The organism is Acidovorax sp. GW823-FHT05D11, from assembly GCF_058795695.1.
Map to the genome: position 1 here is coordinate 1,384,830 of NZ_CM179502.1, position 26,822 is coordinate 1,411,651.

Annotated in this window: 19 protein-coding genes and 1 pseudogene; 10 read left to right on the forward strand and 10 right to left on the reverse strand. The window is 68.9% G+C overall.

Features of this window, described 5'->3' with window-relative positions; translation table 11 throughout:
- Window positions 1-59: 59 nt before the first annotated feature.
- Together ggt and AC3RCE_RS06400 are read right to left on the reverse strand one after the other, a co-directional pair.
- Window positions 60-1,844: a gamma-glutamyltransferase gene (gene ggt / locus AC3RCE_RS06395; protein WP_492254749.1), complete on the reverse strand. Its 1,785-nt coding sequence runs from the start codon at window positions 1,842-1,844 to the stop codon at window positions 60-62.
- A 237-nt stretch (window positions 1,845-2,081) separates the two neighbouring features.
- Window positions 2,082-2,789 (reverse strand): annotated as a pseudogene (locus AC3RCE_RS06400) (GNAT family N-acetyltransferase); the annotation flags it as partial.
- A gap of 141 nt (window positions 2,790-2,930) precedes the next feature.
- Here AC3RCE_RS06400 and pdxR point away from each other — a divergent pair.
- A complete protein-coding gene (gene pdxR / locus AC3RCE_RS06405; protein ID WP_492254750.1) occupies window positions 2,931-4,427 on the forward strand; it encodes a MocR-like pyridoxine biosynthesis transcription factor PdxR in 1,497 nt (498 codons plus the stop codon).
- A 13-nt stretch (window positions 4,428-4,440) separates the two neighbouring features.
- Here pdxR and AC3RCE_RS06410 read toward each other — a convergent pair whose 3' ends face one another.
- The 4 genes from AC3RCE_RS06410 to AC3RCE_RS06425 are packed head-to-tail and all read right to left on the reverse strand — an operon-like array spanning window position 4,441 to window position 9,146.
- Window positions 4,441-5,676 (reverse strand): M20 family metallopeptidase, encoded by a 1,236-nt coding sequence (locus AC3RCE_RS06410; RefSeq protein WP_492254751.1) that lies wholly within the window; start codon window positions 5,674-5,676, stop codon window positions 4,441-4,443.
- Window positions 5,673-7,451: a 2-oxo-4-hydroxy-4-carboxy-5-ureidoimidazoline decarboxylase gene (uraD, locus tag AC3RCE_RS06415; protein ID WP_492254752.1), complete on the reverse strand. Its 1,779-nt coding sequence runs from the start codon at window positions 7,449-7,451 to the stop codon at window positions 5,673-5,675. Before uraD ends, AC3RCE_RS06410 begins: the two co-directional genes overlap by 4 nt.
- A 2-nt stretch (window positions 7,452-7,453) precedes the next feature.
- Window positions 7,454-8,437 (reverse strand): allantoinase PuuE, encoded by a 984-nt coding sequence (puuE, locus tag AC3RCE_RS06420; protein ID WP_492255360.1) that lies wholly within the window; start codon window positions 8,435-8,437, stop codon window positions 7,454-7,456.
- Window positions 8,438-8,477: 40 nt separating this feature from the next.
- Window positions 8,478-9,146 (reverse strand): GntR family transcriptional regulator, encoded by a 669-nt coding sequence (locus AC3RCE_RS06425; protein WP_218341466.1) that lies wholly within the window; start codon window positions 9,144-9,146, stop codon window positions 8,478-8,480.
- Between the two features lie 108 nt (window positions 9,147-9,254).
- On the opposite strand from AC3RCE_RS06425, the gene uraH reads away from it, so the two are divergent.
- Window positions 9,255-9,605, forward strand: coding sequence for a hydroxyisourate hydrolase (gene uraH / locus AC3RCE_RS06430; protein WP_218293615.1), 351 nt, complete (start codon window positions 9,255-9,257; stop codon window positions 9,603-9,605).
- Between the two features lie 41 nt (window positions 9,606-9,646).
- On the opposite strand, the gene AC3RCE_RS06435 is transcribed toward uraH, so the two are convergent.
- Window positions 9,647-10,129: a hypothetical protein gene (locus AC3RCE_RS06435; RefSeq protein ID WP_218294410.1), complete on the reverse strand. Its 483-nt coding sequence runs from the start codon at window positions 10,127-10,129 to the stop codon at window positions 9,647-9,649.
- Window positions 10,130-10,256: 127 nt separating this feature from the next.
- Between AC3RCE_RS06435 and xdhC the strand changes: the two genes are divergently transcribed.
- Window positions 10,257-11,090, forward strand: coding sequence for a xanthine dehydrogenase accessory protein XdhC (xdhC, locus tag AC3RCE_RS06440; RefSeq protein ID WP_492254753.1), 834 nt, complete (start codon window positions 10,257-10,259; stop codon window positions 11,088-11,090).
- 220 nt (window positions 11,091-11,310) lie between these two features.
- Window positions 11,311-12,570: a urate hydroxylase PuuD gene (locus AC3RCE_RS06445; RefSeq protein WP_492254754.1), complete on the forward strand. Its 1,260-nt coding sequence runs from the start codon at window positions 11,311-11,313 to the stop codon at window positions 12,568-12,570.
- Between the two features lie 80 nt (window positions 12,571-12,650).
- Here the strand turns inward: AC3RCE_RS06445 and AC3RCE_RS06450 are convergent, their stop codons facing one another.
- On the reverse strand, window positions 12,651-14,528 hold the full coding sequence (locus AC3RCE_RS06450) for an EAL domain-containing protein (RefSeq protein ID WP_369641743.1): 1,878 nt from the start codon (window positions 14,526-14,528) through the stop codon (window positions 12,651-12,653).
- Window positions 14,529-14,759: 231 nt separating this feature from the next.
- Between AC3RCE_RS06450 and AC3RCE_RS06455 the strand changes: the two genes are divergently transcribed.
- Together AC3RCE_RS06455 and AC3RCE_RS06460 are read left to right on the forward strand one after the other, a co-directional pair.
- A complete protein-coding gene (locus AC3RCE_RS06455; RefSeq protein WP_218293617.1) occupies window positions 14,760-15,383 on the forward strand; it encodes a Crp/Fnr family transcriptional regulator in 624 nt (207 codons plus the stop codon).
- A gap of 332 nt (window positions 15,384-15,715) precedes the next feature.
- Window positions 15,716-17,821: a diguanylate cyclase domain-containing protein gene (locus AC3RCE_RS06460; RefSeq protein ID WP_492254755.1), complete on the forward strand. Its 2,106-nt coding sequence runs from the start codon at window positions 15,716-15,718 to the stop codon at window positions 17,819-17,821.
- A 111-nt stretch (window positions 17,822-17,932) separates the two neighbouring features.
- Here AC3RCE_RS06460 and xdhB read toward each other — a convergent pair whose 3' ends face one another.
- Both xdhB and AC3RCE_RS06470 read right to left on the reverse strand, forming a co-directional pair.
- Window positions 17,933-20,362, reverse strand: coding sequence for a xanthine dehydrogenase molybdopterin binding subunit (gene xdhB, locus AC3RCE_RS06465; RefSeq protein WP_218293619.1), 2,430 nt, complete (start codon window positions 20,360-20,362; stop codon window positions 17,933-17,935).
- Window positions 20,359-21,984 (reverse strand): xanthine dehydrogenase small subunit, encoded by a 1,626-nt coding sequence (locus AC3RCE_RS06470; protein WP_492254756.1) that lies wholly within the window; start codon window positions 21,982-21,984, stop codon window positions 20,359-20,361. The genes xdhB and AC3RCE_RS06470 overlap by 4 nt, the downstream gene beginning before the upstream one ends.
- A gap of 191 nt (window positions 21,985-22,175) precedes the next feature.
- Here AC3RCE_RS06470 and AC3RCE_RS06475 point away from each other — a divergent pair, with 191 nt between their 5' ends.
- From AC3RCE_RS06475 to AC3RCE_RS06490, 4 genes are all read left to right on the forward strand, one after another.
- A complete protein-coding gene (locus AC3RCE_RS06475; protein WP_218293621.1) occupies window positions 22,176-23,108 on the forward strand; it encodes a LysR family transcriptional regulator in 933 nt (310 codons plus the stop codon).
- Between the two features lie 80 nt (window positions 23,109-23,188).
- Window positions 23,189-24,790: an ABC transporter ATP-binding protein gene (locus tag AC3RCE_RS06480; RefSeq protein WP_369641747.1), complete on the forward strand. Its 1,602-nt coding sequence runs from the start codon at window positions 23,189-23,191 to the stop codon at window positions 24,788-24,790.
- Window positions 24,783-25,856, forward strand: a complete 1,074-nt coding sequence (locus AC3RCE_RS06485; protein WP_492254757.1) for an ABC transporter permease — start codon at window positions 24,783-24,785, stop codon at window positions 25,854-25,856. Before AC3RCE_RS06480 ends, AC3RCE_RS06485 begins: the two co-directional genes overlap by 8 nt.
- Window positions 25,856-26,776, forward strand: a complete 921-nt coding sequence (locus tag AC3RCE_RS06490; protein ID WP_218293624.1) for an ABC transporter permease — start codon at window positions 25,856-25,858, stop codon at window positions 26,774-26,776. Before AC3RCE_RS06485 ends, AC3RCE_RS06490 begins: the two co-directional genes overlap by 1 nt.
- The last annotated feature ends 46 nt before the right edge of the window (window positions 26,777-26,822 follow it).

Consider the following 26,822-nt stretch of genomic DNA (forward strand, 5'->3'; position numbering starts at 1 on the left):
GAAAAAATGGCTGCCAGCGCTTGTCCATCAAGCGCGGTTAGCTATTGATTCAGGAGCAATCAATACCCCAGCGTCTTCCCATCCGGGTTGCGCGGGTCCGAGTATCCGTACAGCGCGCCGCCACGGATCTGGATGGTCTGCGTGCGGCCCATCGACGGCTTGACTGCGATGTTGTGGCCGCGCTGCTTGAGGAGCGCGATGGTGTCGGGCGAGAGGCCCTTTTCCACGCGCAGCTCGTCGGGTGTCCACTGGTGGTGCACGCGGGGGGCGGCAGCGGCTTCGGCGGGGTTCATGCCGAAGTCGATGGTGTTCACCACCGTCTGCAGCACCGTGGTGATGATGCGCGCGCCGCCAGGGCTGCCGGTCACCAGCGTGGGCTTGCCGTCCTTCAGCACCAGGGTGGGTGTCATCGACGACAGGGGGCGCTTCTTGGCGGCCACCGCGTTGGCGTCGCCGCCGACGAGGCCGTAGGCATTGGCCACGCCGGGCTTGGCCGAGAAGTCGTCCATCTCGTTGTTGAGCAGGATGCCCGTGCCCTTGGCGACGATGCCGCTGCCGAAGTTGGTGTTCAGCGTGTACGTCACGGCCACGGCGTTGCCGGCCTTGTCCACCACCGAGTAGTGGGTGGTCTGGTCGCTCTCATACGGCTGGGGCTGGCCGGGCTTGATGCTCTTGCCGCTGCGTGCGGTGTTGGCGTCGATGCCCTTGGCCAGGGATTCGGCGTAGCGCTTGGAGGTCAGGCCCTTCAGGGGAATCTTCACGAAATCCGGGTCGCCAAGGTACTCGGCGCGGTCGGCGTAGGCGAGCTTCATGCTCTCGGCCATGTAGTGGATGGTCTGCGCGCTGTTGGGGCCCCACTGGGCCAGGGGCAGGGGCTCCAGCATGTTCAGGATCTGCACCAGGTGCGGGCCGCCGGAGGAGGGTGGCGGCATGGTCACGATTTCGTAGCCCCGGTAGGTGCCGCGCGTGGGCACGCGCTCGGCCACCTTGTATTCGCGCAGGTCCTGCAGGCTGATGGCGCCTGCGTGCGGGGCCATCTCGGCCGCGATCTTCTGGGCGATCTCGCCTTCGTAGAACGCCTTGGCGCCCTGCTGGCCGATCAGGCGCATGGACTGGGCCAGGTCTTTCTGCACCAGCGGGTCGCCCACCTTCAGCGGTTCGCCGTTCTTCCAGAAGATGGCCTGGGTGGCGGGCCATTTGCCCATGTTCTTCTTTTCCTGCTGCAGGATCTTGGCCAGCGTTTCGCTCACCGGGAAGCCCTTGTCGGCCAACTCGATGGCGGGTGCGATCACACGCGACAGGGGCAGGGTGCCCCAGGTCTTGAGCGCGTGCTCCATGCCGGCCACGGTGCCGGGCACGCCCACGGCGTAGTGCGTGTACAGCGACTTGCCGTCCACCACGTTGCCCTTGGCATCCAGATACATGTCGCGCGTGGCCTTGATGGGCGCCACTTCGCGGAAGTCCAGAGCCACGCTCTTGCCGGTCTTGGCGTCGTGCACCACCATGAACCCGCCGCCGCCCAGGTTGCCCGCATTGGGCAGGGCCACGGCCAGCGCAAAGCCGATGCCGACGGCGGCGTCCACCGCGTTGCCACCGGCTTTCAGGATGTCGAGGCCGATCTGCGAGGCCAGCTCCTGCTCGGTGGCGACCATGCCGTTGCGTGCCACCACGGGGTGGAACACGTCCATGTCGAAGTCGTACGCGGCGCTGGCGGCCTGGGCCGATGCGGTCTGCTGTACGGCGGGTGCGGGCGCTGCTGCCGTGGTGGGTGTGCTGCCGCAGGCCGTGAGGCTGGCCAGCGCCAGCGCCAGGCTGGAGGCGAGCAGCGTGTGTCGGATGTTCATGGGTGATGCTCCTGAGATGGTTTTTTGCTCTGTAGGAAGGGGAGGGCGGGTGGACCCTGTGAAGGGCGCCCGCGGCAAGTGTAGGGTGGGCCCGCGCTGCGTGCGGGCGGCGGGTTATGCCGATTGAGTATGCAGCCTGTGTATGCCCGTCATTCCCGCTTTCTGTGCAGAAGAATGCGGCACGGGGCCGCGCTCCTCGATGCCTCAGCGCGGTGGTTGCGAAGCCCCTGGGCCCAGTGATTCGCGCACCTGGGTCAGCGAGCGCCGCTGGCGCCCCTGCGCATCCTGGTTGTCTTCCGACAGCCAGGCCTCGAACGCCTGCCGCAAACCAGGCCATTCGGTGTCGATGATGGAAAACCAGGCGGTGTCGCGGTTGCGGCCCTTGTAGACCACGGCCTGGCGGAAGATGCCCTCGAACTGGAATCCCAGGCGCGCGGCGGTGCGCCGCGAAGGGGCATTGAGGCTGTCGCACTTCCACTCGTAGCGGCGATACCCCAGCGTGTCGAACACGTAGGCCATGAGCAGGAACTGCGCCTCCGTGGAGGCGGGTGTCTGCTGGAGCAGGGGCGAAAACATCACGTTGCCGACCTCGATGGCGCCATGGGTGGGATCGATGCGCATCAGCGCCAGGGTGCCCACGGCCTTGCCCGTGGCCTTGTCCACCACCGCGAAGTGGCGCGGGTCGGTGCTGAGCGCGGCGGTGTGTGCGTAGCGGCCGTAGTCCTCGGGGGTGTCGAACGGGCCGGTGAACATGTAGGTCCAGGCGCGTGGGTCCGGCGCGAGCCGGTAGGCCGCATCCAGGTCGGCCGCGTGGCGGTCGGCCTGCAGCGGCTCCAGCTGGCAGTGGCGGCCCACCAGGGTGACGGCGCCGGGCTGGGGGCGGGGTGTCCAGCCGGGCACGGGGGTACCAATGGGCTGGGCGAGATCATTCATGGAGGTGGACATGGAATTGCGCGGTCGAAGGGTCAAAAAAAGAGAGGCTGAACCGGTGACTCTAGGATTCTTGTGGACCATTCAAAAGATCCACTCGTGCACAATCTGATGGTGCCACCGAGGCTGTGAACTGGTGGTTTTTCACCGGCCACCATGACCCAACGCCTCCCCGCCATCGACCCCGTCCGCCATGTCCTGCTGGAGGCCCCGCTGGTGCGCGACCGGCAGGGCGACTCGCTGCAGCGCCAGCTCCTGACCCGCATCCGCGATGCCATCCTGGATGGGCGCTTCCCTTCGGGCTGCCGCCTGCCGGGGTCGCGGGATCTGGCGGTGGACCTGGGCGTTTCGCGCAATAGCGTGACAGCGGTCTATGAGCAGCTGGGGGCCGAGGGCTACATCGCGCTGAGCCGCCGGGGCACCAAGGTGTCCGCGCTGGACCGCAGCCGGGCCCGGGGCCATGCGGACCCCGCACGCGCAGCGCCGCCCCGCCTGTCCGAGCGCGGCACGCGGGTGGTCAGCCGCTTTGCCGATGCGGCCGAGACCCTGGCTTTCAGGCCGGGCGTGCCGGCGCTGGCGCGGTTCCCCCTGAGCGCATGGAAGAGCTGTTTTGACCGCGCCTTCAAGGCATCTGGCGTGTCGGCCCTGGGCTATGGCAATCCGGCGGGCGAGCCCGCCTTGCAGGGCGCCATCATGCGGCACCTGGCGGTGGCACGCGGCGTGCGCTGCGAGACGGGGCAGGTGGTCATCACCGAAGGCGCGCAGGAGGCGCTGAACCTGTGCGTGCGGCTGGTCACCAACCCGGGCGACACCGCCTGGGTGGAGGACCCGGGCTACCGGGGGGCGCAGACCGCCTTCCAGTGCGGAGACCTGAAGGTCGAAGCCCTGCGGGTCGATGGCGCGGGCCTGGTGGTGCCTGCCGATGCATGGTCGGCGGCGCCGCCCCGGCTCATCTACACCACGCCGTCGCACCAGTACCCCACGGGCGGGGTGCTGCCCGTGGCCCGCCGGCTCGCGCTGATCCGGCAGGCGCAGGACTGTGGCGCCTGGATCATCGAGGACGACTACGACAGCGAGTTCCGCCACGCGGGCGAACTCATTGGTGCCATGCAGGGCCTGGTGCCACAGGCGCCGGTGATGTACGTGGGCACATTCAGCAAGACGCTGTTCCCTTCCTTGCGGCTGGGCTTTGTGGTGCTGCCGCAGGCTCTGGCCGCAGCGGCCGCGCCGCTGCTCAAGGAGACCCTGCGCGGCGGGCATCGCCATGAGCAGCTGGCGCTGGCGGAGTTCATCGACAGCGGGCAGTTCAGCCGGCACCTGGGGCGCATGCGGCGCCTGTACCGGGGCCGGCAGGCGCTGCTGCGCGATGCGCTGGCGCAGCACCTGGCCGTGCCCCATGCGGTGCTGGGGGGCGACAGCGGCATGCACCTCACGGTGCGCCTGCCGCCCGAATACCCCGACCAGGCGATTGCCGAGGCGGCCCGCGCCTACGACATGGCGCCGGCACCACTGTCGCGGTTTGCCCTGCGCGCTCGGCCCGAGGACAACGGCCTGGTGCTGGGCTACGGCAATACGTCCGAATCGCAGTACCCGGCCCTGGTGCAGCGGCTTTCGCGGCTGGCCCAGGCGCGGCGGGCACGGCGCAGCGCCTGAGAGCGAGATCGGATCAGGCCAGCAGGTCGCTCAGCGAGCGCGCAATCACCTTGGTGGCGCGGCGCAGGTCTTCGAGCTGCAGGCGCTCGTCGGCGCGCTTTGCGTGCGATTCGAGCACGGTGCGCGGGCCGGAGCCGTAGATCACGCCCGGGATGCCGCGCTCCACATACAGGCGCACATCGGTGTACAGCGGCGTGCCCACCGCGGGCACGGGCTCGCCGATCACGGCCTGCGCATGCTTCTGGATGGCGTCCACCAGCGGCTGGTTGCCGGCCAGCGGGGTCATGGCGTTGGCCAGCAGCAGGCGCTTGATGTCCACGCTGATGCCCGCGCGCTCGCCCGCGGCCTGCTCGATCACGCGGCGGATGGCGGCTTCGACCTCCACCGGGTTCTCTTCGGGGATCATGCGGCGGTCGAGCTTGAACATCACCTTGCCGGGCACGACGTTGGTGTTGGTGCCGCCCTCGATGCGGCCCACGTTCAGGTACGGGTGCTTGATGCCCGCCACCTTGGACGTGACCTTCTTGTACTCGTCGTTCTGCGCATACAGTGCGTTCAGGATGTGCACCGCACCCTGCAGCGCGTCCACGCCGGTGTGGGGCACGGCCGCGTGGGCCATCTTGCCGTGCACGGTCACTTCCATCTGCAGGCAGCCGTTGTGGGCGGTGACCACTTCGTAGCTGAAGCCGGCGGCGATCATCAGGTCGGGCTTGGTGAGCCCCTTTTGCAGCAGCCAGCCGGGGCCGAGTTCGCCACCGAATTCCTCGTCGTAAGTGAAGTGCAGTTCCACCGCGCCCCGCGAGGGCTTGGCGGCGGCTTCCAGCGCGCGCACCGCGAAGGTGAAGCTGGCGAAGTCGCTCTTGCTCACGGCGGTGGCGCGGCCGTACATGGCGCCATCGACGATCTCCGCACCGTAAGGGTCGTGCGTCCAGCCTTCGCCGGGGGGCACCACATCGCCGTGTGCGTTCAGGGCGATGGTGGTGCCGCCGCTTCCGTAGGGCCTGCGCACGATGAGGTTGGTGATGGACTCCATGCCGTAGGCCAACACGTCTGCGGCCGGTACTGCGTGTTTTTCAGCGGTGTAGCCGAACTCGGTCAGCAGCTCGGCCGTGCGTTCGGCGTGGGGGGCGTTGTTGCCGGGCGGGGTGTCGGTGGGCACGCGCACCAGGGCCTGCAGAAAGCGCACTTCCTCGTCGAAGTGCTGGTCGATCCAGGCGTCGAGAGCGGCGTAGTTGTTGGGGGTTGTCATGGTTGTTGTTCCTCTGCAAGTTGGCGCAGGACCTGGGTGAAGGCGTCCACGGCCAGCTGCATGTCGTTGTTGGTGGTGGATTCGAGCGGGTTGTGGCTGATGCCGGAGTTCAGGCCGCGCACGAAGAGCATGGCCTGGGGCATGATTTCATGGAGTTTCATCGCGTCGTGGCCGGCGCCGCTGGGCATGCGGAACACGGGCACACCCAGGGCATCGACGGCGCGTTCCCACTGGTGCTGCCATGCGGGCGCGCTGGGGGCTGCGGTAGCGCGCATGGATTCCTCCAGCGTGTAGCGCAGGCCGCGCCGGGTCGCAATCTTTGCAAGCTGCTCCTTCACGTCGCTCACCAGCGCGTCGCGCTGGGCGTCGGTGGGCGCGCGCAGGTCCAGGCTGAATTGGCAGCGGCCCGGCACCACGTTGATGGAGCCCGCGGGCACCTGCAACTGGCCGATGGTGCCGACCGAGTCGCCGTCCTGCGCGGCGCGCTGCTCCAGGTACAGCGCCAGTTCCGCCACGGCCACGGCTGCGTCGCGGCGGCGGTCCATGGGGGTGGTGCCGGCGTGGCTGGCGGTGCCGATCATCTCGCACAGAAAACGCACGCTGCCGTTGATGGAAGTGACCACGCCCAGGGGCAGGTCCAGCTCGTTGAGCACGGGGCCTTGTTCGATGTGCACCTCGATGAAGCCCAGGTACTGCGCGGGGTCGCGCTGGAGCTTGGGGATGTCATCGATGCACAAACCCGCGTGCTGCATGGCCGCGCGCATGGTCACGCCGTCCACATCCTTCTGGTCGAGCCAGGCGGGGTTGAAGTCTCCGATGAGCGCGCCCGAGCCCAGGAACGTGGCCTTGTAGCGCTGGCCTTCTTCTTCGGCAAAGCCCACCACCTCGATGCCGAAGGGCAGGCGTTTGCCGGCGCGGTGCAGCTCGCGCACGCAGGCCATGGGCACGAAGATGCCCAGGCGGCCGTCGTACTTGCCGCCATTGCGCACGGTGTCGTAGTGCGACCCGGTGATGAGGTAGCGGGCCCCTTCCGTGGCCGGGTGGTAGCGCCCCACCACGTTGCCCACGGCGTCAATCTCCACCTCGTCGAAGCCGCAGTCGCGCATCCAGTGGCTGATGCGCTGGGCGCAGGCGCGGTGCGCGTCGGTCAGATACGTGACGGTGAGCTGGCCCTTTTCAGCGAAGCCGGGGTCGGAGTGTTCGGCCAGCTTTTCCTGCCAGTCCCACACGTCGTTGCCCAGCACGGGCTCGGCGGCGAACTTGTCGTTCAGGCGGATCTCGGCGATGCGGTGGATGTTGCGCAGGGCCTCGGCCAGTTCGAACTCGGGATGGTTGTCCAGGCGCCGCGCAAAGGTGTCGATGATCTCCTGCTTGGGCAGGCCCGTGCCGCGCGGCCCGCGCACCGCCAGGATGAACGGGAAGCCGAAGCGCTCGTTGTAGGCGGCGTTGAGCGCCTGGATGCGCGCGAACTCCTCGGGTGTGCACTGGGTGAGGCCCGCCTTGCTCTGCTCGTTGGTGGACTCGGCCGTGAGGTTCTTGGCCACCATCGCTTTGCCCGCCAGTTCCGGGTGGGCGCGGATCAGTGCCAGCTGCGCGTCCTGGCCCGCCGTGCGCACCACCTGGGCCAGCGCGTGCTGCAGGTGGGCCTGCGAGCGGAAGGGCCGCTGCGCCAGCGCCTGCTCGGCGATCCAGGGCGAGTGCTCGTACAGGCCATCGAGCAGCTGCAGGGCCTCGGCGCTGCTGGCGGCGTTGAGTTGTTCCAGTGTCAGGGCCATGGTCAGCCTGCTTTCTGTGAAGGGTAGGGGTGCGCCTGCTTCCAGTGGCGCGCGATGTCGATACGGCGGCACACCCACACGTCGCCGTGCCGCTCGATGTGGTCCAGGAAACGCTGCAGCGCGGTGATGCGGCCGGGCCGGCCCAGCAGGCGGCAGTGCATGCCGATGCTCATCATCTTGGGCGCGTTGTCGCCGGCCGGGTCGCCTTCGGCGTACAGCGCGTCGAACGTGTCCTTCATGTACTGGAAGAACGGGTCGGCGTGCGAGTAGCCCTGCGGCAGCGCGAAGCGCATGTCGTTGCAGTCGAGCGTGTAGGGCACGATGAGCTGGGGCGCGGTGATGCCATCGCTCTTTTTCACGTCCATCCAGAACGGCAGGTCGTCGCCGTAGTAGTCGCTGTCGTATTCGAAGCCGCCGAAGTCGGCCACGAGGCGGCGGGTATTGGGACTGTCGCGGCCGGTGTACCAGCCCAGGCCATGCACATGGCCTTCCGAGCTTCCTCGGGGGCCCGTCATGCGCTCAATGATCTCCATGGCCTCGACCATGTGGGCGCGCTCGACCTCTTCGGGCACATGCTGGTAGTGGATCCACTTGAGGCCGTGGCAGGCGATCTCGTGGCCCAGCTGCACGAACGCCTGGGTCAGCTCGGGGTGGCGCTGCAGTGCGCTCGACACGCCGAACACGGTGAGCGGCAGCTTGCGCTTTTCGAACTCGCGCAGGATGCGCCACACGCCGGCGCGCGAACCGTATTCGTAGATGCCTTCCATGCTCATGTGCCGCTCGGGGTAGCTCGCGGGGTTGAACATTTCGGACAGGAACTGCTCGCTGCCCGCGTCGCCGTGCAGCACGGCGTTCTCGCCGCCTTCTTCGTAGTTGAGCACGAACTGCACGGCGATGCGCGCACCGCCCGGCCATTGCGCATGGGGCGGGGTCTTGCCGTAGCCGATGAGGTCGCGGGGGTAGGGCTGGGTGGAGTCGTAGATCATGGGCATGAAGGATTCAAGGGGTCTGTCACGCGCTGGGATGTCACGTGCTGAGCGCGGCGGCCAGGTCGCTGGCCGGGCGCTTGCGGTCGAAGGTCAGGCTGGCTTCCACGTGCTCCAGGTGGGCCTGCATGAGGGAGACGGCCAGGGCCTCGTCGCGCGCGGCGAGCGCGGCCACGATGTCGCCATGCTCCTCGTGGGAGTGTTCGGCGGCGCTGGCCGACTGGTACATCAGCGTGATGAGGGCACAGCGAGAGATCAGGTCGCCCAGCATCTGCGCCAGCACCTCGTTGCCCATGAGCTCGGCCATGCGCACATGGAAGTCGCCCAGCAGCTCGGTGCGGCTGCTCGCATCGGCCGTGCCCATGGCGGCCTTCTCGCTGGCGACGTGGGCGCGCAGCGCCTTGATCTTGGCGGGCGTCACGCTCTGCACGAAGGCGCGCGTCATCTCGGTCTCGAGCATGCGGCGCACGGCGAACACCTGGCGGGCCTCTTCGACCGAGGGGGTGGACACGAACGCGCCGCGCGCGGGCTCCAGCGTGACGAGGCGGTTCTGCGCGAGCTGGAACAGCGCCTGGCGCACCAGCGTGCGCGACACGCCGAAATGGTCGGCCAGTTTCTGCTCGGCCAGCTTGGTGCCCGGCTGCAGGCGGTGCTCGACGATGGCGCGGGTCAACGCGTCGACAATGGCACTGGTGGATGAAGATTCCATGGTTGCATGATACGTTGGATGGCGAAAAGTGTATACACTTTTGGTCTACACGCTGCGATCTGGCAATCCTCGCCGATCGGCCGTGGTCCCCACTTCAGGAGATTCCCTATGGGATTGAGCACCCACGTTCTGGACACCATGAATGGCTGCCCCGCGGCCGGCATGGAGATCGCCCTGTATTCCACCGACGGCGACAACGCCACCCTCATCAAGCGCCTGGTGTTGAACCATGACGGCCGCACCGATGCGCCGCTGTTCGACAATGCGACCCTGCGCGCCGGCACCTACCGGCTCAGCTTCAATGTGGCGGGCTACTTCAAGGCGCGCGGCGTGCAGCTGCCCGAACCCAACTTCCTGAACCTGGTGAGCCTGGATTTCGGCATCGCGCACGCCGACCAGCACTACCACGTGCCGCTGCTGGTGAGCCCGTGGAGCTATTCGACCTATCGCGGGTCGTGAGGGGCGGGGCCCAGCCAGGGCCCGCGCGCACGGGGATGTGCCTACAGCTGCCCTTCGGTCAAGGTATCGAGCTGGAAATGCCCGCTCTTGTCCCACAGCCAGGTGTCGGTGTAGGTGACCTTGCCCAGGCGCGCGGGCACCGGGAAGGGCGCCGCTGCGCGCACGGTGCGCTCGATTTCCGCGACCACCTCGGGGGCGTGGCGCGGGGCGCGCATCCACCGCAGGCGCGTCACCTTGCCAGCGCGGTCGATATCCACCTCCAGCACGCCGATCGCATACAGCATGGGGGGCAGCTTGCCCTTGAACACGCGCTGCGCGTTCAGGCCGTAGAGGTGGGTGGCGGCGTCCTGCCGGTACGCCCGGGGGGTGGTCGCCGCCGAGGCGCGGGCCGAACCGGCGCTTGCGGGCACGGGGCCCTTGACGCCGCTGGAGGCGTCGGTGCTGGGCGCACGGCTGTCCTGCGCGGGCGGCGCAGGTTCGGGCGCCGACTTGCATGCCGCCACCAGCGCTGCGATGGCGGCCATGAGCCCGGCGAGCAGCCAGTGGCTGCGGGTACTGGGGGTGCGCTCGGGGGCTGGGGACGGCATGATGGCTGGTGTGGGCTGGAACGGAACGGGGACCCTGGGACCCCGATGGCGCGAAGGATCTGGATTGACTGATGTGCTTTTACTGCTGGACGGCCTTGCGGCCGCGCCCGCCTGTCTGGTAAGGGTGGAGTCTACCGAAGGCTCGGTGCCGCGTGAAGCCGGGGCCTGGATGGCCGTGTTCGCCGAGCGGATAGTGGGCACCATCGGCGGCGGCCACCTGGAGCACCAGGCCATTGCCGAGGCCCGCCGGCGCCTGGGGGGCGTGCCCGGCCCGGCCCGCATGCGCTATGCGCTGGGCCCGGCGCTGGGGCAGTGCTGCGGGGGCGTGGTGCACCTCGAATTCGAGACGCTGTCCGCACCCGCCGACCAGGCCCTGGCCGACCGCCTGCGCGCGCGCCTGTCGCCGCGCCGGCATCCGGTGGCGCTGTTCGGCGGCGGGCATGTGGGCCACGCGCTGGCCCGGGTGCTGGCGCCGCTGCCGTTCGCGCTGACCTGGATCGACAGCCGCGACGGGATCTTTCCGCAGCCGGCGCCGGACGGCGTGGCCTGCGAACACTCCGACCCGGTGCAGCTGGCGGTGCCGGACCTGGCCTCTGGCACCCGCGTGCTGATCATGAGCTTCAGCCATGCCGAGGACCTGGACGTGGTGGCCGCCTGCCTGCGCCGCCAGCGCGAGCGGCGCGACCTGCCGTTCATCGGGCTCATCGGCAGCAAGACCAAGTGGGCGACGTTCGCAAACCGCCTGCATGGGCGCGGGTTCGCGCAGGAGGAACTGGCGCAGGTCACCTGCCCCATCGGCATCCGGGGCATCGACGGCAAGGAGCCGGAGGTCATCGCCGTGGCCGTGGCCGCGCAGCTCCTGCAGACCCTGAGCGGTGGGGGCGCGAACGGGTTCTGAGGGTAACTCCGCTCCCGCGTGCCTTCGAGGGGGCTGGAATCGAGAACAATTTCTGCATACACTTTTCACTGTCCTGATTCGGTATTTCATGGGTCGCAGCGGTGCCCCGGCAGAATCTCTGCCAAGGTGCGCGACCCCCTTCTTCTGCTCAGAGCGCCCGCAGTGGTGAGCAGGTTGCACAAAGGCGGCGCCTTCGCGCCGCCAAAGTTGAGAGACTTCCATGGAAAGCTACTTTCTCGACTGGGCCAACCTGCTGCTGCGCTGGGTCCACGTCATCACCGCCATCGCCTGGATCGGCTCCTCGTTCTATTTTGTCTTCCTGGACAGCAGCCTCACGCCGCCCGAGGACGAGGACCTGAAGAAGCAGGGCGTGAGCGGCGAGCTCTGGGCCGTGCACGGCGGCGGCTTCTACCACCCGGTCAAGTTCGCCGTGTCGCCCCCGAAGCTGCCCGGCCACCTGCACTGGTTCTTCTGGGAGAGCTACAGCACCTGGATCAGCGGGTTCGCGCTGTTCACGGTGTCGTATCTCTACAGCGCCAGCACCTACCTCATCGACAAGTCGCGCATGGACTGGGCCCCCGCCACGGCCATCGTGGTGGCGCTGGCGTTCTTCGTGGTGTTCTGGCTGCTGTACGACGCGATCTGCCGCATCTTCGGGCAAAAGAAGAACGGCGACGCCATCGTGGGGGCGCTGGTGCTCGTGCTGGTGTGCATCGCCTCCTGGCTGGCCTGCCACTGGTTCGCGGGCCGCGCGGCCTTCCTGCTGGTGGGCGCGATGATCGCCACGGCCATGAGCGCCAACGTGTTCTTCTGGATCATCCCCGGCCAGCGCACGGTGATCGCGCAGATCAAGGCCGGCGAGCCCGTGGACCCCATCCACGGCAAGCGCGGCAAGCAGCGCAGCGTGCACAACACGTACTTCACGCTGCCCGTGCTGTTCGCCATGCTGAGCAACCACTACAGCTTCACCTGGAGCCACCCGCAGAACTGGCTGGTGCTCATCCTCATGATGTTCGCGGGCGCCGCCATCCGCCAGTTCTTCGTGATGCGCCACGGCCACAAGCTGGGCCGCAACGGCAACCCGCTGCCGTATGCGCTGGTGGGGGTGGTGGTCATCGTGGGCGTGATCGCCTGGATGCGCCCCGCGCCGGTGGCGGCCCCTGCCACGCCGATGGCGGGATCTGCTCCTGTTTCAGGAGCTGCTGGCGCAGGTGGGCAAAGCGCTGGAGGTCAAAATGACTATGCATCCCTGCAGCCCGTGCTGGCCCAGCGCTGCTACATGTGCCATGGCGAGCAGGTGCAGATGAAGAACCTGCGGCTGGATGCGCCCGACAGCGTCAAGCAGCATGCGCAGGCCGTCTACCAGCAGGTGGTGGTGCAAAAGCTCATGCCGATGAACAACGCCACGGGCATGACCGATGCCGAGCGGGCGCTGGTCAAGCGCTGGTTCGAGGCTGGAGCGGCGGTGGGCACTCCCTGAGCCCCTGCGCGCTTCACCCCGGGGTCCGGCCGGACCCGTTCCATGGAGGCACCCGCCGGGGCGCGTGATTTTTGGGCGCCCTACGCCGCCAGCGCGTCTTGCAGCGCGCGGGTGGCGGCCAGTGCGCCCAGGCTCGATTCGGTAAAGCCGCCATGCAGCACCACCCCCGTGGCCGCCTGCTTGGCCTCGTGCTTGGCCACCGCGGCCAGATTGGCCACTTCCTCGGCATGGCGGAAGCGCCCGGGCGTGATGCGCACCGCGCCGATGGCCAGCGTGGTGCACGGAAAGAACCGCTGCACGCCGTGGCGGTCCTCGGCGTCGATGCCGCCGGCCTGCCGCGCAGCGTCGTCGAACAGCGTGAGCGCCTCGCGCGCGAATTCGTCCACGATGTTCTTGCAGCGCTGCAGCCAGTTGCTGCTCTGGAACACGAGCATGAAGTCGTCCCCGCCCACATGGCCCACGAAGTCGCGCCGCGCGTCGCAGTGCGCCGTGGCCAGGCGCGCCACCAGGCGGATCATCTGGTCGCCGCGCCAGTAGCCGTAGTGGTCGTTGAAGGGCTTGAAGTTGTTCAGGTCCGCATAGCAGGCCACGAACTCGGTGTGGTGGTCCAGCAGGCGCTGCATGTGCAGGCTGATGGGGATGTTGCCGGGCAGGAAGGTCAGCGGGTTGGCGTGCCGCGCCGCCTCGATGCGCGTCTCGGTCACGGCGCGCACCAGCTGGTCGCCCGTGCCCAGGCCCAGGTAGCGGCCGTTGTCGGTCACGATGTAGCCGTCGCTCAGGTAGCGCTGGTCCTGCGAGGTGAGGATGCCCACGAGCTGGTCCACGTCGCAGTCCAGTTCCACCACGCGCGGGGCCTGGTTGGCGAAGGCCAGGCACGGCTTGCGGCCATGCACTTCGCGGAAGTACAGCGTGGCGTAGTGGTTCATGAACTGCTGGCGGTTGATGAGCGCCACGGGGCGCGTGCCGTCCACCACGGCCAGCGCATGCAGGTCGGTGCGTTCGTGGAACATCGCCGCCACCGCGTCATTGCTGGTGGCGGGCGCGGCGGTGGGTGCCTGCACCACCAGCACGCTGCGCAGGATGCCCGGGCGCGCCGTCTGCCCCAAGTGGGGCAGCACGGCCACGCGGCGGTCCTGCATCACTTCCAGCGCGGGGCCGTCCACCGTCTCGCGGGGTGTACGGGCCGGGCGGCCCAGCAGCCAGCCCTGGCCGTAGGGGATGTCCAGGTCGCGCAGCGCGCGCAGGTCGTCGCGTGTCTCGATGCCCTCGGCGATCAGCGTGGTGCCGAATACATCGGCGATGCCCTTGATGGCCTGCAGCATCTGCAGGTTCTCGGGGTGGTCGCTGATCTCGCGGATGAAATACTTGTCGATCTTCACGAAGTCGGGCTTCACCTCGGACCACAGCCGCAGGCTGGAGCGGCCGTCGCCGAAGTCGTCCAGCGCCATGCGCGCGCCGCAGGCGTGCACGGCCTTGATGGCCTGGCGCAGCAGGGGCATGTCGGACACGCGCTCATGCTCGGTGATCTCCAGCACCAGCATGCGCGCGCTCGCGCCGAAGCTGCGCACCGTCTCGCCCAGTTTCTGGGCGCCGACCAGTGCCACGCCGTGCACCAGCGCGTCGGCGCTGATGTTCACGAACAGGCGGCCGGGGGCCTCCTGCGCACCCCATTGCTGGAGGGCGGTGAACACGCACAGCAGCTCGAAGTCCTGCAGGATGCGCTCGCGTCGGGCCATCTCCAGCAATGCGTCGGGGGTGTGCCAGGGCGTGCCGCGAGGTCCCCGGATCAGGGCCTCATGGGCATAGATGCTGCCTTCGCGCAGGTCGGCCAGCGGCTGGAAAACGCAGTGCAGGCCCCCCTCGCGCATGAGCCCCGCCAGAGGGCCCGTGCCATGGCGCGCGGCCGGCGACAGCAGCGCCAGCATCGCCTCCAGCCGGCTCCAGGGAGTGTTCTGCATTGCGTGGGATGGGTGGTCTCTGGGCAAGGTGCCCACGATAGCGGCGGGCTGTGACAATGTGGTTACAAGCTGTCACGTTTCTGCCGGCCGCCGGCGCCGCGCCCCCGGGGCCGGGTAGTGCGCCGCCGCCCGTGTGCTGGCGCAAGGCCCCTGCGCGGCGGGGCCGGCGGCGAGGTTCCGGTTTGATCTTGCTCAATGCCCGGCGGGCGCCGGCACGGCACAGTCCGTCCCATGCTGCCCTCTATCTATTTCTCCCTGCCCGCCGAAACCGAGGTCATTGCCGCCGGTGAAGTGCTGCGCAGGCGCAACGAGGTGCTGACGTCCGTGCTGCACCTGGAAAGCGGCCGCGTGCTGCGCGGCGTGCTGGACGATGGCTACCTGCGCCACCAGCTGGGAGCCGTGGACGGGCCGTTCTGGCTGGACGCCGCGTCGGCGCTGATGGGCCTGCCGTTGCCGGTGGACATGGTGGCCGACACGCGCCTGCAGGTGCGCCGCCTGCCCATCGATGAATTTCATCGCAGCCTGGCCGAAATGCCCGCGGGCGCGCGCGGCCTGCTGCTGGACATGGCGCAGGGTTACCGGCAGCAGTCCGAGCTGGCCGTGAGCCGCCTGGCGCAGGATGCCGAATCGCGCTGCGCGCAATGGCTGCTCAAGCATGCCGAGCAGGACCACAGCGGGGCGATGCAGGTCACGCTGCACCAGCGCAAGCGCCTGATCGCCGCGCAGCTGGGCATTGCGCCCGAGACCTTCTCGCGCGTGCTGCGCCACCTGCGCGAGCTGGGCCTGATCCACGGCACCGGCAACGTGCTGAACCTTCCCCACCCCCGCGCGCTGCAGTCCATGGCGGGTTGCTAGAAAACACGCCCTGAGTCGCTGCGCGCCTTGACCCTGCTCTCGCTGCGCGGGAGGAGGGCGCACCCGGTGGCCTGGCAAAGCCAGTTCCACGGGGGCACTCGCCCCGTCCGCGCCAGTTTCAGAGGCTGGCGCGCGGCGGAAGGGCCGCCGGTGCGGATGGTCCTTTGACCGCAGTGTGGCTCAGGGTTTGTCCTTGGGTTTCACTGAGGGTTCTACCCAAGCCCCGGGCTGCAGGGGCTGCGTATATTTGTTGGGACCTGTCCGGTTTGACCCGTTCCGATGCCCAACGCCACTTCCCGTGCTTGCCGGGGTGCTCCCAGAGCGGAGTGTCCATGAAGCCTCCCGCCCACCCCGCGCCGCCGCACGACGCGCCGGGCTGGTTTGTGCCTGGGACCCTGGTGCTTCGGCTCATGCTGGCGGCGGTGCTGGCGGTGGCCCTGTCGGGCACGGTGTCGGCATGGCTCGTCACGCGGGCGTCCGGGCAGGAGGCCGTGCGGCGCGTGGTGAGCCAGCAGACCGACGAGGTCGAGGTCGTGGCCCGCCTGCTGGCCAGCAAGATCGAACAAAGCCAGAAGGTGCTGCGCACCGTGGCCGCCGGCATCACGCCGGGCATGCTGGAATCCCCGTCCACCCTCGAATGGCTGCTGCAGCAGGGCCTGCCGGCCGTGCAGTTCTTCGATGCCATGCAGGTGGCCCGCGACAACGGCGAACTGCGGCTGAACCTGCGGGCGGGGCGCCTGGAAAAGGCGGCCGACCTGGACCCGGCCGAGCGCGACGCCCTGCGCCGCACGCTCATCGATGGCAAGCCGCTGGTGTCGGAGCTCATCGCGGGCCGCACCGGCGATGCGCGTGTGATGTTCACCATGCCGCTGCACCGCGAGGATGGCGCCGTGCTGGGCGTGGTGGCGGGTGCGCTGCGGCTGCAGTCCCAGGGGCTGCTGCCGCCGTCCATGGCGCTGCCCGCGCGCGATGACTCGCGGCTCATCGTCTTCACGCGCGACGGCACCATCCTGTCGCACTCGGACCCCGCCCGCATCCTAGGCAAGGTGCGCGACGAGGCGGGCCTCGCCCCCGTGTACGCCCGCTGGCTCGACCAGTCCCAGCCGGTGGTGGGGCGGGGCACGACCCACCTGGAGGCCCAGCACATCGTCAGCATGGCGGGCATGCCGCTGCCGCAGTGGATCGTGGCGCGCGTCAGCCCCTCGCAGGCGCTGCTGGCGCCGCTGGAGGGCGCGCAGCGCGAGGCCTGGTGGCTGGCCGCCGCCAGCATGGCGCTGTGCATGCTGCTCGTGGCCGTGCTCATGGCCTGGATGGCCCAGCCCCTGGCGCAGCTCACGCACAGCGCGCGCCAGATGCTGCGCCGGGGCGCGCGGGCCGGGGTCGTGCAGGACATTGCCTGGCCGCGCGCGGACGGCGAGGTGGGCGAACTCGTGCGCGTGTTCCAGGGCATGGTGCAGCAGGGCAGCCTGCAGCAGCAGCACAAGGCCACGCTGGACGGGCAATTCCAGGCCGTTCTGGACAGCGCATCCGTGGGCATCGTCATCTCGCGCCACGGCATCCTGGAGGTGGTGGGCCGCCAGGCCTGCGTGATGCTGGGCTACGCAGAAGGGGAGCTGCAGGGCCGACCCGCCCGCACCCTGTACGCCAATGATTCCGACTATGTGCGCATCGGCGAACGGGTGCAGGCCGAGTTTGCCGCGCACGGTGTCTTCGACGGCGATGTCTGCTTCATGCGCAAGGACGGCTCGCCCGTATGGGCCCGTGTGCAGGGCCGCGGCGTGCGGCCCGACGAGATGGGTGGCGGCACGGTCTGGATCCTGGAGGACATCACCGCCGCGCGCGAGGCGCAGATGCAGCATGCCTGGGAGCGCACGCACGATGCGCTCACCCAGCTCTACAACCGCAGCGCGTTCGACGAGCGCCTGGGCCTGCTGCTGGCCGAGCGCTCGGCGCGGCCGCGCGCGCCGGAGGGGGACGGCGGCGACACCGCCGGGGACGGCGTGGTGCTGTTCCTGGACCTGGACCACTTCACCGTGGTGAATGACATCGCCGGCCACGATGCGGGCGACGATGTGCTGCGCCATGTGGCCCGCCTGCTCGAATCCCAGGTGCGCCAGGTCGGCTGGGCCGCGCGGCTGGGCGGCGACGAGTTCGCGGTGGTGCTGCCCGGCTGCGCGCTGGCGCGCGGCCAGGCCGTGGCCGAGCAGCTGCGTGCCTCCGTGCAGGACTGGGAGCCTTCGTACCAGGGGCGCAGCTTCACGCTGGGGGTGAGCATCGGCCTCGTGGTGCTCGATGCCAGCCTGCAGGACGTGCCCTCGGTGCTGTATGCGGCGGACATGGCCTGCTATGACGCCAAGCGGGCGGGGCGCAACCGGGTGGAGACACGGCACGCGAACCAGGCGACCGCATCGGGGAGGATGGCGCTGGGGCCTGCATGAAAAGCCCCCTGAGCCGCCTGGCGTCTTCCCCCTGGGGACACCGCCAGCGGCCTGGCAAAGCCCGTTCCGCGGCGTCTGCCGGCCTGGGCCGGCCAGTGCCCGGGGGCTCACTCAGTCCGTCAGGCGTCCCAACGCCCGCAGCACATTCTCCGCGGTCGCCGGTGCCGTCAGCACCACGGGCCCCGTGGCTTCATCCCCACGCCCCGCCGCCACCGCATTGCGCAGCGCCTCGTACACGCTGATCGCCAGCATGAACGGCGGCTCGCCCACCGCCTTGCTGCCGCCCACGTTGTCCTCGCGGTTCGCCTCGGGCCACAGGTTCACGCGGAAGTGCGCGGGGATGTCCCCCGTCGCCGGGATCTTGTAGGTGCTCGGTGCGTGCGTGGCCAGGGTGCCCTTGTCGTTCCACACCAGCTGCTCGGTGGTGAGCCAGCCCATGCCCTGCACGAAGCCGCCCTCGATCTGGCCGATGTCGATGGCCGGGTTGATGCTGTGGCCCACGTCGTGCAGGATGTCCACCTTGAGCACGCGGCTTTCGCCGGTGAGCGTGTCGATGACCACCTCGGAGCACGCGGCCCCGTAGGCAAAGTAGTAGAACGGCCGGCCCGTGAGCGTGGCCTTGTCGTAGTGGATCTTGGGCGTGCGGTAGAAGCCGTCGCTCCACAGCTGGATGCGGTTGGCGTACGCCTCCTTCACCACGTCGTCGAACAGGCGTACCTTCTTGGGCGAGATCACCTGCCCGCCCTCGAAGCGGATGGCGCCGGCGCCGCAGCTGTCGAGCCCGCACACGAAGGAGGCGAGGTTGTCGCGCACGTTGCGCGCCGCGAACTGCGCCGCGCGGCCGTTCAGGTCGGTGCCGCTGGACGCTGCCGTGGCGCTGGCGTTGGGCACCTTGCTGGTGTCGCTGGCGGTGACGAGCACCCGGGACAGCGGCACGCCCAGTTCGTCCGCCACGATCTGCGCCACCTTGGTGTGCAGGCCCTGGCCCATCTCGGTGCCGCCGTGGTTCACCTGCACGCTGCCGTCGGTGTACACATGCACCAGCGCGCCGGCCTGGTTGAACAGCGTGGCCGTGAAGCTGATGCCGAACTTGACCGGCGTGATCGCCAGGCCCCGCTTGAGCACGGGGCTGGTGGCGTTCCAGGCCGCGATGGCGTGCTGCCGCTCGCGGTAGCCGGCGTCGCGCTCCAGCTGCGGCATCAGTTCGTGCAGGATGTTGTCCTCCACGGTCATCTGGTAGTGGGTGACGTTGCGACCCTCCCCGGCGTCCTTGCCGTACAGGTTGGCCAGGCGCACGTCCTGGGCATCCCGGCCCAGGGCGCGCGCGATGTCGCCCAGGATGGCCTCGATCACGATCACGCCCTGCGGCCCGCCAAAGCCGCGGAACGCGGTGTGGCTCTGGGTGTTGGTCTTGCAGCGGTAGGAGGCGATCTCCACGTCGCTCAGGAAATAGGCGTTGTCGCTGTGGAACACGGCGCGGTCCGCCACCGGCCCCGACAGGTCGGCGCTGAAACCGCAGTTGGCCGCCATGTGCAGCGCGAGGCCGGTGATGCGGCCCGCGCCGTCAAAGCCCACGTCGTACTGGTACGCGAACGGGTGGCGCTTGCCGGTGACCATGAAGTCTTCATCGCGGTCGAGCCGCAGCTTGACGGGGCGCCCGAACTTGCTGGCCGCCACCGCCGCCCACACGGCCAGGTGGCCTGCCTGGGTCTCCTTGCCGCCGAAGCCGCCGCCCATGCGCCGGCACTCCACGCGCACCGCGTGGTTGTCCAGCCCCAGGGCGTGGGCCACCCAGTGCTGCACTTCGCCCGGGTGCTGGGTGCTGGAATAGATCCACCACTGCCTTTGCTCCAGCGGCAGCGCGTAGGCAATCTGGCCTTCGAGGTAGAAGTGTTCCTGCCCGCCCACCTCGAAGGCGCCCTGCAGCCGGTGCGCCGACCGCGCGAGGCCGGCCTGCGCATCGCCCCGGCGCACGAACACGGGCGGCAGCACATAGCTTTCGGCCCGCAGCGCTTCCTTCACGGTGAGGATGGCGGGCAGCGGCGTGATGTCCAGCTTCACGGCGCGCACGGCGCGGCGCGCCTGCATCACCGAGTCGGCCACCACCAGGCCGATCACCTGGCCGACGTGCTGCACGGTGTCGATGGCAAACACGGGCTCGTCGTGCGCGAAGGCGGCCAGCAACTTGTCGCCGGGCACGTCGGACGACAGCACCACGCCGCGCACGCCGGGCAGGGCCAGGGCGGCGCTGGCATCCACGCTGTTCAAGGTGCCGTGCGCCACGGTGGAGAGGATGGGCGCCGCATAGAGCGTGCCCTTCACCTCGGGCAGGTCGTCGATGTAGTGGGCCGCGCCCGCCACCTGGGCGCGCGCGCTTTCGTGGATGTGCGACTGGCCCATGGCGCGGGTGCTGGCGGGCGTGCTGGCCTGCGGCGGGGCCAGGGGTTCGGCGGCGTGGGCGTCGGCGCTGGCGACCACGGGGTCGTCCACAGCATCGCGGCTCACGGGCAGGCCGCCGGGCAAGGTTTCGCGCTGGTTCATACGGCTTCCTCCAGGCGGAAGTTCTCCACGCTCACGGCCTCTTCGCCCTGGCTCTCCAGCCAGAAGCGCTGCAGCAGGCTGGCCAGCACCGTGCGGCGGTAGGCACCGCTGGCGCGCATGTCCGAGATGGGATTGAACTCGCCCTGCAGCGCTTGCGCGGCGCGGGCGATGGTGTCGGCGTTCCACGGCTGGCCGGCCAGCGCCGCCTCGGTCTGGCGCGCGCGGGCCGGGGTGGCGGCCACGCCGCCCGCGCCGATGCTGGCGCGGCGCACCACGTCGGCTTCGATGTCCAGGTTGATGACCAGGCACACGGCGGAAATGTCATCGTCAAACCGCTTGGAAATCTTGTAGGCCCTGAGCACTTCCGTGACCCCCGGCCTGGGCACCACGATGCGCACCAGCAGCTCGTCGGGCGCCATCACGTTCTGCCGGTAGCCGGTGTACAGGTCTTCCAGCGCCAGGGTGCGTTCTCCCCGCACGCTGGCCAGCACCACCTGGGCGCGCAGCGCGATCAGGAGCGGCATGGAGTCGCCAATGGGCGAGCCGTTGGCCACGTTGCCCCCCAGCGTGCCCGAATTGCGCACGGGCAGGCCCGCGAAGCGCGTGGCAAAGGTGTGCAGCTGCGGCCACTGCGCGGTCAGTGCGGCAAACGCGTCGGTCAGGGTGACGGCGGCCCCGAGCGTGATGTGGTGCGCGTCCTGCTGAACCTGCCGCAGCTCGGCCACGCGGGTCACGTCCAGGATGCTTTCGTATTGCTTGTGCTGCTTGGTCACCCACAGGCCCACGTCGGTGCAGCCTGCCACCACCTGTGCTGCGGGGTGTGCCGCCCGCGCGGCCAGCAGATCAGGCAGTGTGGTGGGTGAAATATAAGAAGAATTGGCCTCTGGCGCTGGATGGGTAAGCGCAAGTTGCTCTAATTTTTGTAGCAAAACAGGTTCATTCACCGCCATGGCGGGCAGGGCGGCCATGTGCTGCGCGGCGTCCAGGATGGGGCGGTAGCCCGTGCAGCGGCACAGGTTGCCGGAGAGTTCTTCCTGCGCCAGTTCGCGGGTGATGGGCTGGCCGTGGCGGACGTGGTCGAGCGCCGACGGGCCGCCCCTAGGCGCGAGGGCCCCGGGCGCGCGGGAATCCGGGGGCCCTTCCCCGGATGGGGGCCGCGAACCACACGCAGTGGGGAGCGTGGGGGCGATGTGTTTCTGGTACATCCCAAAGAGACTCATCACAAAACCGGGGGTGCAAAACCCGCATTGAGAACCGTGGCACTGAACCATCGCCTCTTGTGCGGGATGCAGTGTGATGGGTGGACGAGGAGCCGGGGCGGCATCGCCCACGGGCTGGATCAACGGGTCTTCCGCCAGGTCCTCCACCGTCCACAGCGCCATGCCGTGGACCGAATGCGCCAGCCGGATGCAGCTGTTCACCGCGCTGTAGTGCACCTTGCCGTCCCGTGCCTCGCCCAGCACCACGGTGCAGGCGCCGCAGTCGCCTTCGCCGCAGCCCTCCTTGGTGCCGGTGTTGCCCAGGTCTTCGCGCAGCACCTCCAGCAGCGTGCGATCGGGTGGTACATTGCCCAGCGCCACGGGCTGGCCGCGGCGCAGGAATTGCAAGGGTTGGGTGGTCATGACGGATGCCGCTTCTTCGATTGCTGTCAATTCATGAGGACCTGCGCACATCGGGATGCGACGTCCGCATTGCCTTGGAGCGATGCGGTTTGCCTGAGCCCTGTTTTGCGCAAGTCGTGTTCATCAGAGGGTAGGGCGCCCAATGGCCGCCAGCATAAGTACAAGCTTATGACATCAATGCACGCACTGCTATGAGAGACCACGCCCTTTTCGACAAGATAGACCTCCATCTCATAAGGGTCTTGCACACCGTGCTCACAGAACGCAGCGTATCGAGGGCCGCCGTCCGCCTGGGCATGCACCAGCCGGCGGTGTCGGCCGCGCTCAAGCGCCTGCGCGACCTGGCGGGCGACCCGCTGCTGGTGCGCTCGGGCGCCAGCATGATGCCCACCGACGCCGCGCTGCGCATGGTGGAGCCCGCGGGCGCCATCCTGCGCTCGGCCGAGGCGCTGTTCTCGGATGCGCGCGGGTTTGATCCGCGCACCGCCACCCGCACCTTCCGCGTGGCCGCCAGCGACTACCTCGATCCGCTCTTCCTGCCCCAGCTGGTGTCCCGCATCAAGGTGGAGGCCCCGCTGTGTCCCATCGAGATCCTGCCCCTCTCGGCCGACGCGCACTACCATGCGCACCTGGCGCAGGGCGAGGTGGACGTGGTGATCGGCAACTGGCCGCAGCCGCCGGACGACCTGCACATGGGCCGCCTGTTCGGCGACGAGGTCGTCTGCCTGGTGGGCAAGGACCACCCCGCCGTGCGGCGCGGCTGGGACGTGGAAAGCTGGTTGGCGGCCGAACACATCGCGCCCACGCCCACCCACCCCGGCGCGCGCGGCGTGATCGACGCCCACCTGGACAACCTGGGCATGCAGCGCCACATCACGGCGCGCTGCGCGCATTTCAGCCTCATCCCCAGCATCGTGGCCTCGAGCCTGCTGGTGCTGACCACGGGCCGCCAGTATTGCGAGCGTTATGTGGAGCAGCTGCCGCTGGCCATCCTGCCGTGCCCGGTGCCTTTTCCGCGCCTCATGTACTACCAGCTGTGGCATGCGCGCACGCACCACTCCGCCGCTGCCGCGTGGTTGCGCGAATGTGTGAAAACCGTGGCCTCTTCGCTACGAAAAGAATAGCTGCTTGGGCATGCTGAACAAGCGCAAGAAGGTGTTTCCATTCTTATAACAAGTTGTAAAACTGAGAGACAATCCACCGCATGAGTTCACCTCCTACTCCTCCCGCCCCGGGCGCGCCGCCGCCGCCCCGGCTGCAGCTCATGGGCATCACCAAGCGCTATCCGGCCGTGGTGGCCAACAGCGGCGTGTCGCTCACGGTGCTGCCCGGCGAGATCCATGCGGTGCTGGGCGAAAACGGCGCGGGCAAGTCCACGCTGATGAAGATCATCTACGGATCGGTCAAGCCCGACGAAGGCAGCGTGTTCTTCAACGGCCAGGCCGTGCAGGTGCGCAACCCGCAAGAGGCGCGGGCGCTGGGCATCGCCATGGTGTTCCAGCACTTCAGCCTGTTCGACACCCTCACGGTGGCCGAGAACGTGTGGCTGGGCCTGGACAAGAGCCTGCAGCTGGCCGAGGTGACGCAGCGCATCACCGCCAAGGCGGCCGAATATGGCCTGGACATCGACCCGCTGCGCCCCGTGCACACGCTCAGCGTGGGCGAGATGCAGCGCGTGGAAATCATCCGCGCGCTGCTCACCAACCCCAAGGTGCTGATCCTGGACGAGCCCACCTCGGTGCTCACGCCCCAGGCGGTCGAAAAGCTTTTTGTGGTGCTGCGCAAGCTGGCCAGCGAGGGCTGCAGCATCCTCTACATCAGCCACAAGCTGCACGAGATCCGCGCGCTGTGCACCGCGTGCACCGTGCTGCGCGGCGGCAAGGTCACGGGCGTGTGCAATCCGGCGGAAGAATCGAACGCGTCCCTGTCGCGCCTCATGATCGGCGCCGAGCCGCCCGCGCTGGAACACCGCGCGCTGCAGACCGGCGCCACGGTGCTGCGTGTGCAGGGCCTGTCGCTGCCGCGTGCCGACCAGTTCGGGGTGGATTTGATCGACCTGCAGTTCGAGGTGAAGGCGGGCGAGGTGGTGGGCATTGCCGGTGTGTCGGGCAACGGGCAAAAGGAACTGCTCTACGCGCTGTCGGGCGAAGACCAGCGGGCTGACGCGGCCTGCATCCAGGTCTCCGGCCAGAACGCGGGTCGCATGGGCCCCGGCCAGCGCCGCGCGCTGGGCTTGCACTTCGTGCCCGAGGAGCGCCTGGGCCGGGGCGCCGTGCCCACCATGGGGCTGGCGCACAACCTGCTGCTCACCCGCACCAATTCGGTCGGCGGCAGTGGCTGGATCAAGGTGGGCGCGCTGCAAAAACATGCCGAGGACATCATCCGGCGCTTCAATGTGAAGGCGGGTGGACCCAACGCAGCGGCCAGGTCGCTGTCGGGGGGCAACCTGCAGAAGTTCATCGTGGGGCGCGAGATTGACGCCAACCCCAAGCTGCTCATCGTCTCGCAGCCCACCTGGGGCGTGGACGTGGGCGCGGCCGCGCAGATCCGGGGCTCCATCCTGGCGCTGCGCGATGCGGGCTGCGCCGTGCTGGTGGTGAGCGAGGAGCTGGACGAATTGTTTGAAATCTGCGACCGGCTGCACGTGGTGGCCAAGGGGCACCTGTCGCCTTCGGTGCCGCGTGCCGAGGCCACGGTGGGCCTCATCGGCGAATGGATGAGCGGCCTGTGGCATGCCGACGTGCAGGCGCACCTGGCGCAGCAGCACCAGCAGCAGGCGCGGGCCGGGGAGGTGCAGCATGCTTAAGCTGGAACCGCGTCCCCAGGCGTCGAAGCTCTGGACCTATGGCTCGCCGCTGCTGGCGCTGGCCATCACGGTGCTGATCGGCGTCGCGCTGTTCGTGGCGCTGGGCAAGGACCCCGTGCGCGGGCTGCAGGTGTTCTTCTGGGAACCCGTCAAGTCGCAGTACGCCATCGGCGAACTCATGGTCAAGGCCACGCCGCTGCTGCTCATCGCGCTCGGCCTGGCCGTGTGTTTCCGCTCCAACGTGTGGAACATCGGCGCCGAAGGCCAGTTCGTCATCGGCGCCGTGGTGGCGGGCGGCGTGGCGCTGCTGGCCGACAAGACCACCGGCCCGTGGATCGTGCCCGCCATCCTGCTCGCCGGGGTGCTGGGTGGCATGGCCTGGGCGGGGCTCACGGCGCTGCTGCGAGACAAGTTCAACGCCAATGAAATCCTGGTCAGCCTGATGCTGGTCTATGTGGCCACGCTGGTGCTGGGCTATCTGGTCTACGGCCCGTGGAAGGACCCCATGGGCTACAACTTTCCGCAGACCAAGACCTTCGATAAAGTGACGCAGATCCCGCGCCTGATGCAGGGTTCGCGGGTGTCCATCGGCCTCTTGCTGGCGCTGGCCGGGGCGGCGGCGCTGTGGGTGTTCCTGTTCCGCACGCGGGCCGGTTTCGCGCAGCAGGTCGGCGGACTGGCCCCGGCGGCGGCGCGGTACGCCGGGTTCTCCTCGCGCAAGGCGCTGTGGACGGCGTTGCTGATCTCGGGCGGCGCGGCAGGCCTGGCGGGAGCGCTGGAAGTGGCGGGGCCGATTGGCCAGCTCACGCCCTACGTGCCGGCGGGCTACGGCTTCGCGGCCATCATCGTCGCCTTCGTGGGGCGCCTGCACCCCGTGGGCATGATCCTCTCGGCCATCCTCATGAGCATGTTCTATATCGGTGGCGAGCTGGCGCAGTCGCGCATGGGGCTGCCCAAATCGCTCACGGGCGTGTTCCAGGGCCTGCTGCTGTTCACGCTGCTGGCGTGCGACACGTTGATTGCCTACCGCGTGCGCTGGGTCGGCACCAGGAAAGGAGGTGTCTGATGGAGTCCTATGCACTGCTCATCGGCGCCACGCTCAGCGCGGGCACCGTTCTGGCCATTGCGGCCCTGGGCCTGCTCATCAACGAAAAGGCCGGCATCGTCAATCTTGGGGCGGAAGGCATGATGCTGTGCGCCGCCATCGCGGGCTTCGCCACCGTGGTGCACACGGGCAACACCTGGCTCGGGTTTGCGGCGGGCATGGCCGCCGGCGCCGTGCTGGCCGCCATCTTCGGCGTGCTGGTGATCTGGCTCAACACCAACCAGTACGCCACCGGGCTGGCGCTCAGCCTGTTCGGCGTGGGGTTCTCGGCGTTCGCCGGCATCAGCTACGTGCAGGCCAAGCTGCCCGAGCTGCCCAAGTACGCGGTTCCGGTGCTGGGCGACGTGCCGCTGCTCGGGCCCGCGCTGTTCCAGCAGCATCCGCTGGTGTACCTCACCATGCTGCTGGTCGCGGGGCTGATCTGGTTCCTGTACCGCTCGCGCGCCGGGCTCGTGCTGCGCTCGGTCGGCGAGTCGCCCGAGTCGGCCCACGCGCTGGGCTATCCGGTGCGGCGCATTCGCCTCGCGGCGGTGGTGGCGGGCGGGGCGCTGTGCGGGCTGGCGGGCGCTTACATCTCGACGGTGTATACACCCCTGTGGGTGGAGGGCATGGTCGCCGGCCGGGGCTGGATCGCCCTGGCCCTCACCACGTTCGCGACATGGCGCCCGGCACGGGTGTTGCTTGGTGCCTATTTGTTCGGCGGCGTGACCATGTTGCAGTTCCACCTGCAGGCCACGGGGGTGCAGGTGGCCAGCCAGTTGCTGAGCATGCTGCCGTATGTGGCCACCATCGTCGTGCTGGCGCTGATTTCGCGCAATCCGGCGTGGATCCGCATCAACATGCCGGCGTCGCTGGGCAAGCCGTTCTATCCGGGCTCCTGAAATGGGCGGGCCGGTGCGTCAAAAACTGGTTACCCCACGGTAGATC

Bases quoted from the DNA above. Each gene is read 5' to 3' on its own strand.
- ggt (WP_492254749.1), bottom strand. From the start codon at position 1,844: ATGAACATCCGACACACGCTGCTCGCCTCCAGCCTGGCGCTGGCGCTG.
- pdxR (WP_492254750.1), top strand. From the start codon at position 2,931: ATGACCCAACGCCTCCCCGCCATCGACCCCGTCCGCCATGTCCTGCTG.
- AC3RCE_RS06410 (WP_492254751.1), bottom strand. From the start codon at position 5,676: ATGACAACCCCCAACAACTACGCCGCTCTCGACGCCTGGATCGACCAG.
- uraD (WP_492254752.1), bottom strand. From the start codon at position 7,451: ATGGCCCTGACACTGGAACAACTCAACGCCGCCAGCAGCGCCGAGGCC.
- puuE (WP_492255360.1), bottom strand. From the start codon at position 8,437: ATGATCTACGACTCCACCCAGCCCTACCCCCGCGACCTCATCGGCTAC.
- AC3RCE_RS06425 (WP_218341466.1), bottom strand. From the start codon at position 9,146: ATGGAATCTTCATCCACCAGTGCCATTGTCGACGCGTTGACCCGCGCC.
- uraH (WP_218293615.1), top strand. From the start codon at position 9,255: ATGGGATTGAGCACCCACGTTCTGGACACCATGAATGGCTGCCCCGCG.
- AC3RCE_RS06435 (WP_218294410.1), bottom strand. From the start codon at position 10,129: ATGGCCGCCATCGCAGCGCTGGTGGCGGCATGCAAGTCGGCGCCCGAA.
- AC3RCE_RS06445 (WP_492254754.1), top strand. From the start codon at position 11,311: ATGGAAAGCTACTTTCTCGACTGGGCCAACCTGCTGCTGCGCTGGGTC.
- AC3RCE_RS06450 (WP_369641743.1), bottom strand. From the start codon at position 14,528: ATGCAGAACACTCCCTGGAGCCGGCTGGAGGCGATGCTGGCGCTGCTG.
- AC3RCE_RS06455 (WP_218293617.1), top strand. From the start codon at position 14,760: ATGCTGCCCTCTATCTATTTCTCCCTGCCCGCCGAAACCGAGGTCATT.
- AC3RCE_RS06460 (WP_492254755.1), top strand. From the start codon at position 15,716: ATGAAGCCTCCCGCCCACCCCGCGCCGCCGCACGACGCGCCGGGCTGG.
- xdhB (WP_218293619.1), bottom strand. From the start codon at position 20,362: ATGAACCAGCGCGAAACCTTGCCCGGCGGCCTGCCCGTGAGCCGCGAT.
- AC3RCE_RS06470 (WP_492254756.1), bottom strand. From the start codon at position 21,984: ATGACCACCCAACCCTTGCAATTCCTGCGCCGCGGCCAGCCCGTGGCG.
- AC3RCE_RS06475 (WP_218293621.1), top strand. From the start codon at position 22,176: ATGAGAGACCACGCCCTTTTCGACAAGATAGACCTCCATCTCATAAGG.
- AC3RCE_RS06480 (WP_369641747.1), top strand. From the start codon at position 23,189: ATGAGTTCACCTCCTACTCCTCCCGCCCCGGGCGCGCCGCCGCCGCCC.
- AC3RCE_RS06485 (WP_492254757.1), top strand. From the start codon at position 24,783: ATGCTTAAGCTGGAACCGCGTCCCCAGGCGTCGAAGCTCTGGACCTAT.
- AC3RCE_RS06490 (WP_218293624.1), top strand. From the start codon at position 25,856: ATGGAGTCCTATGCACTGCTCATCGGCGCCACGCTCAGCGCGGGCACC.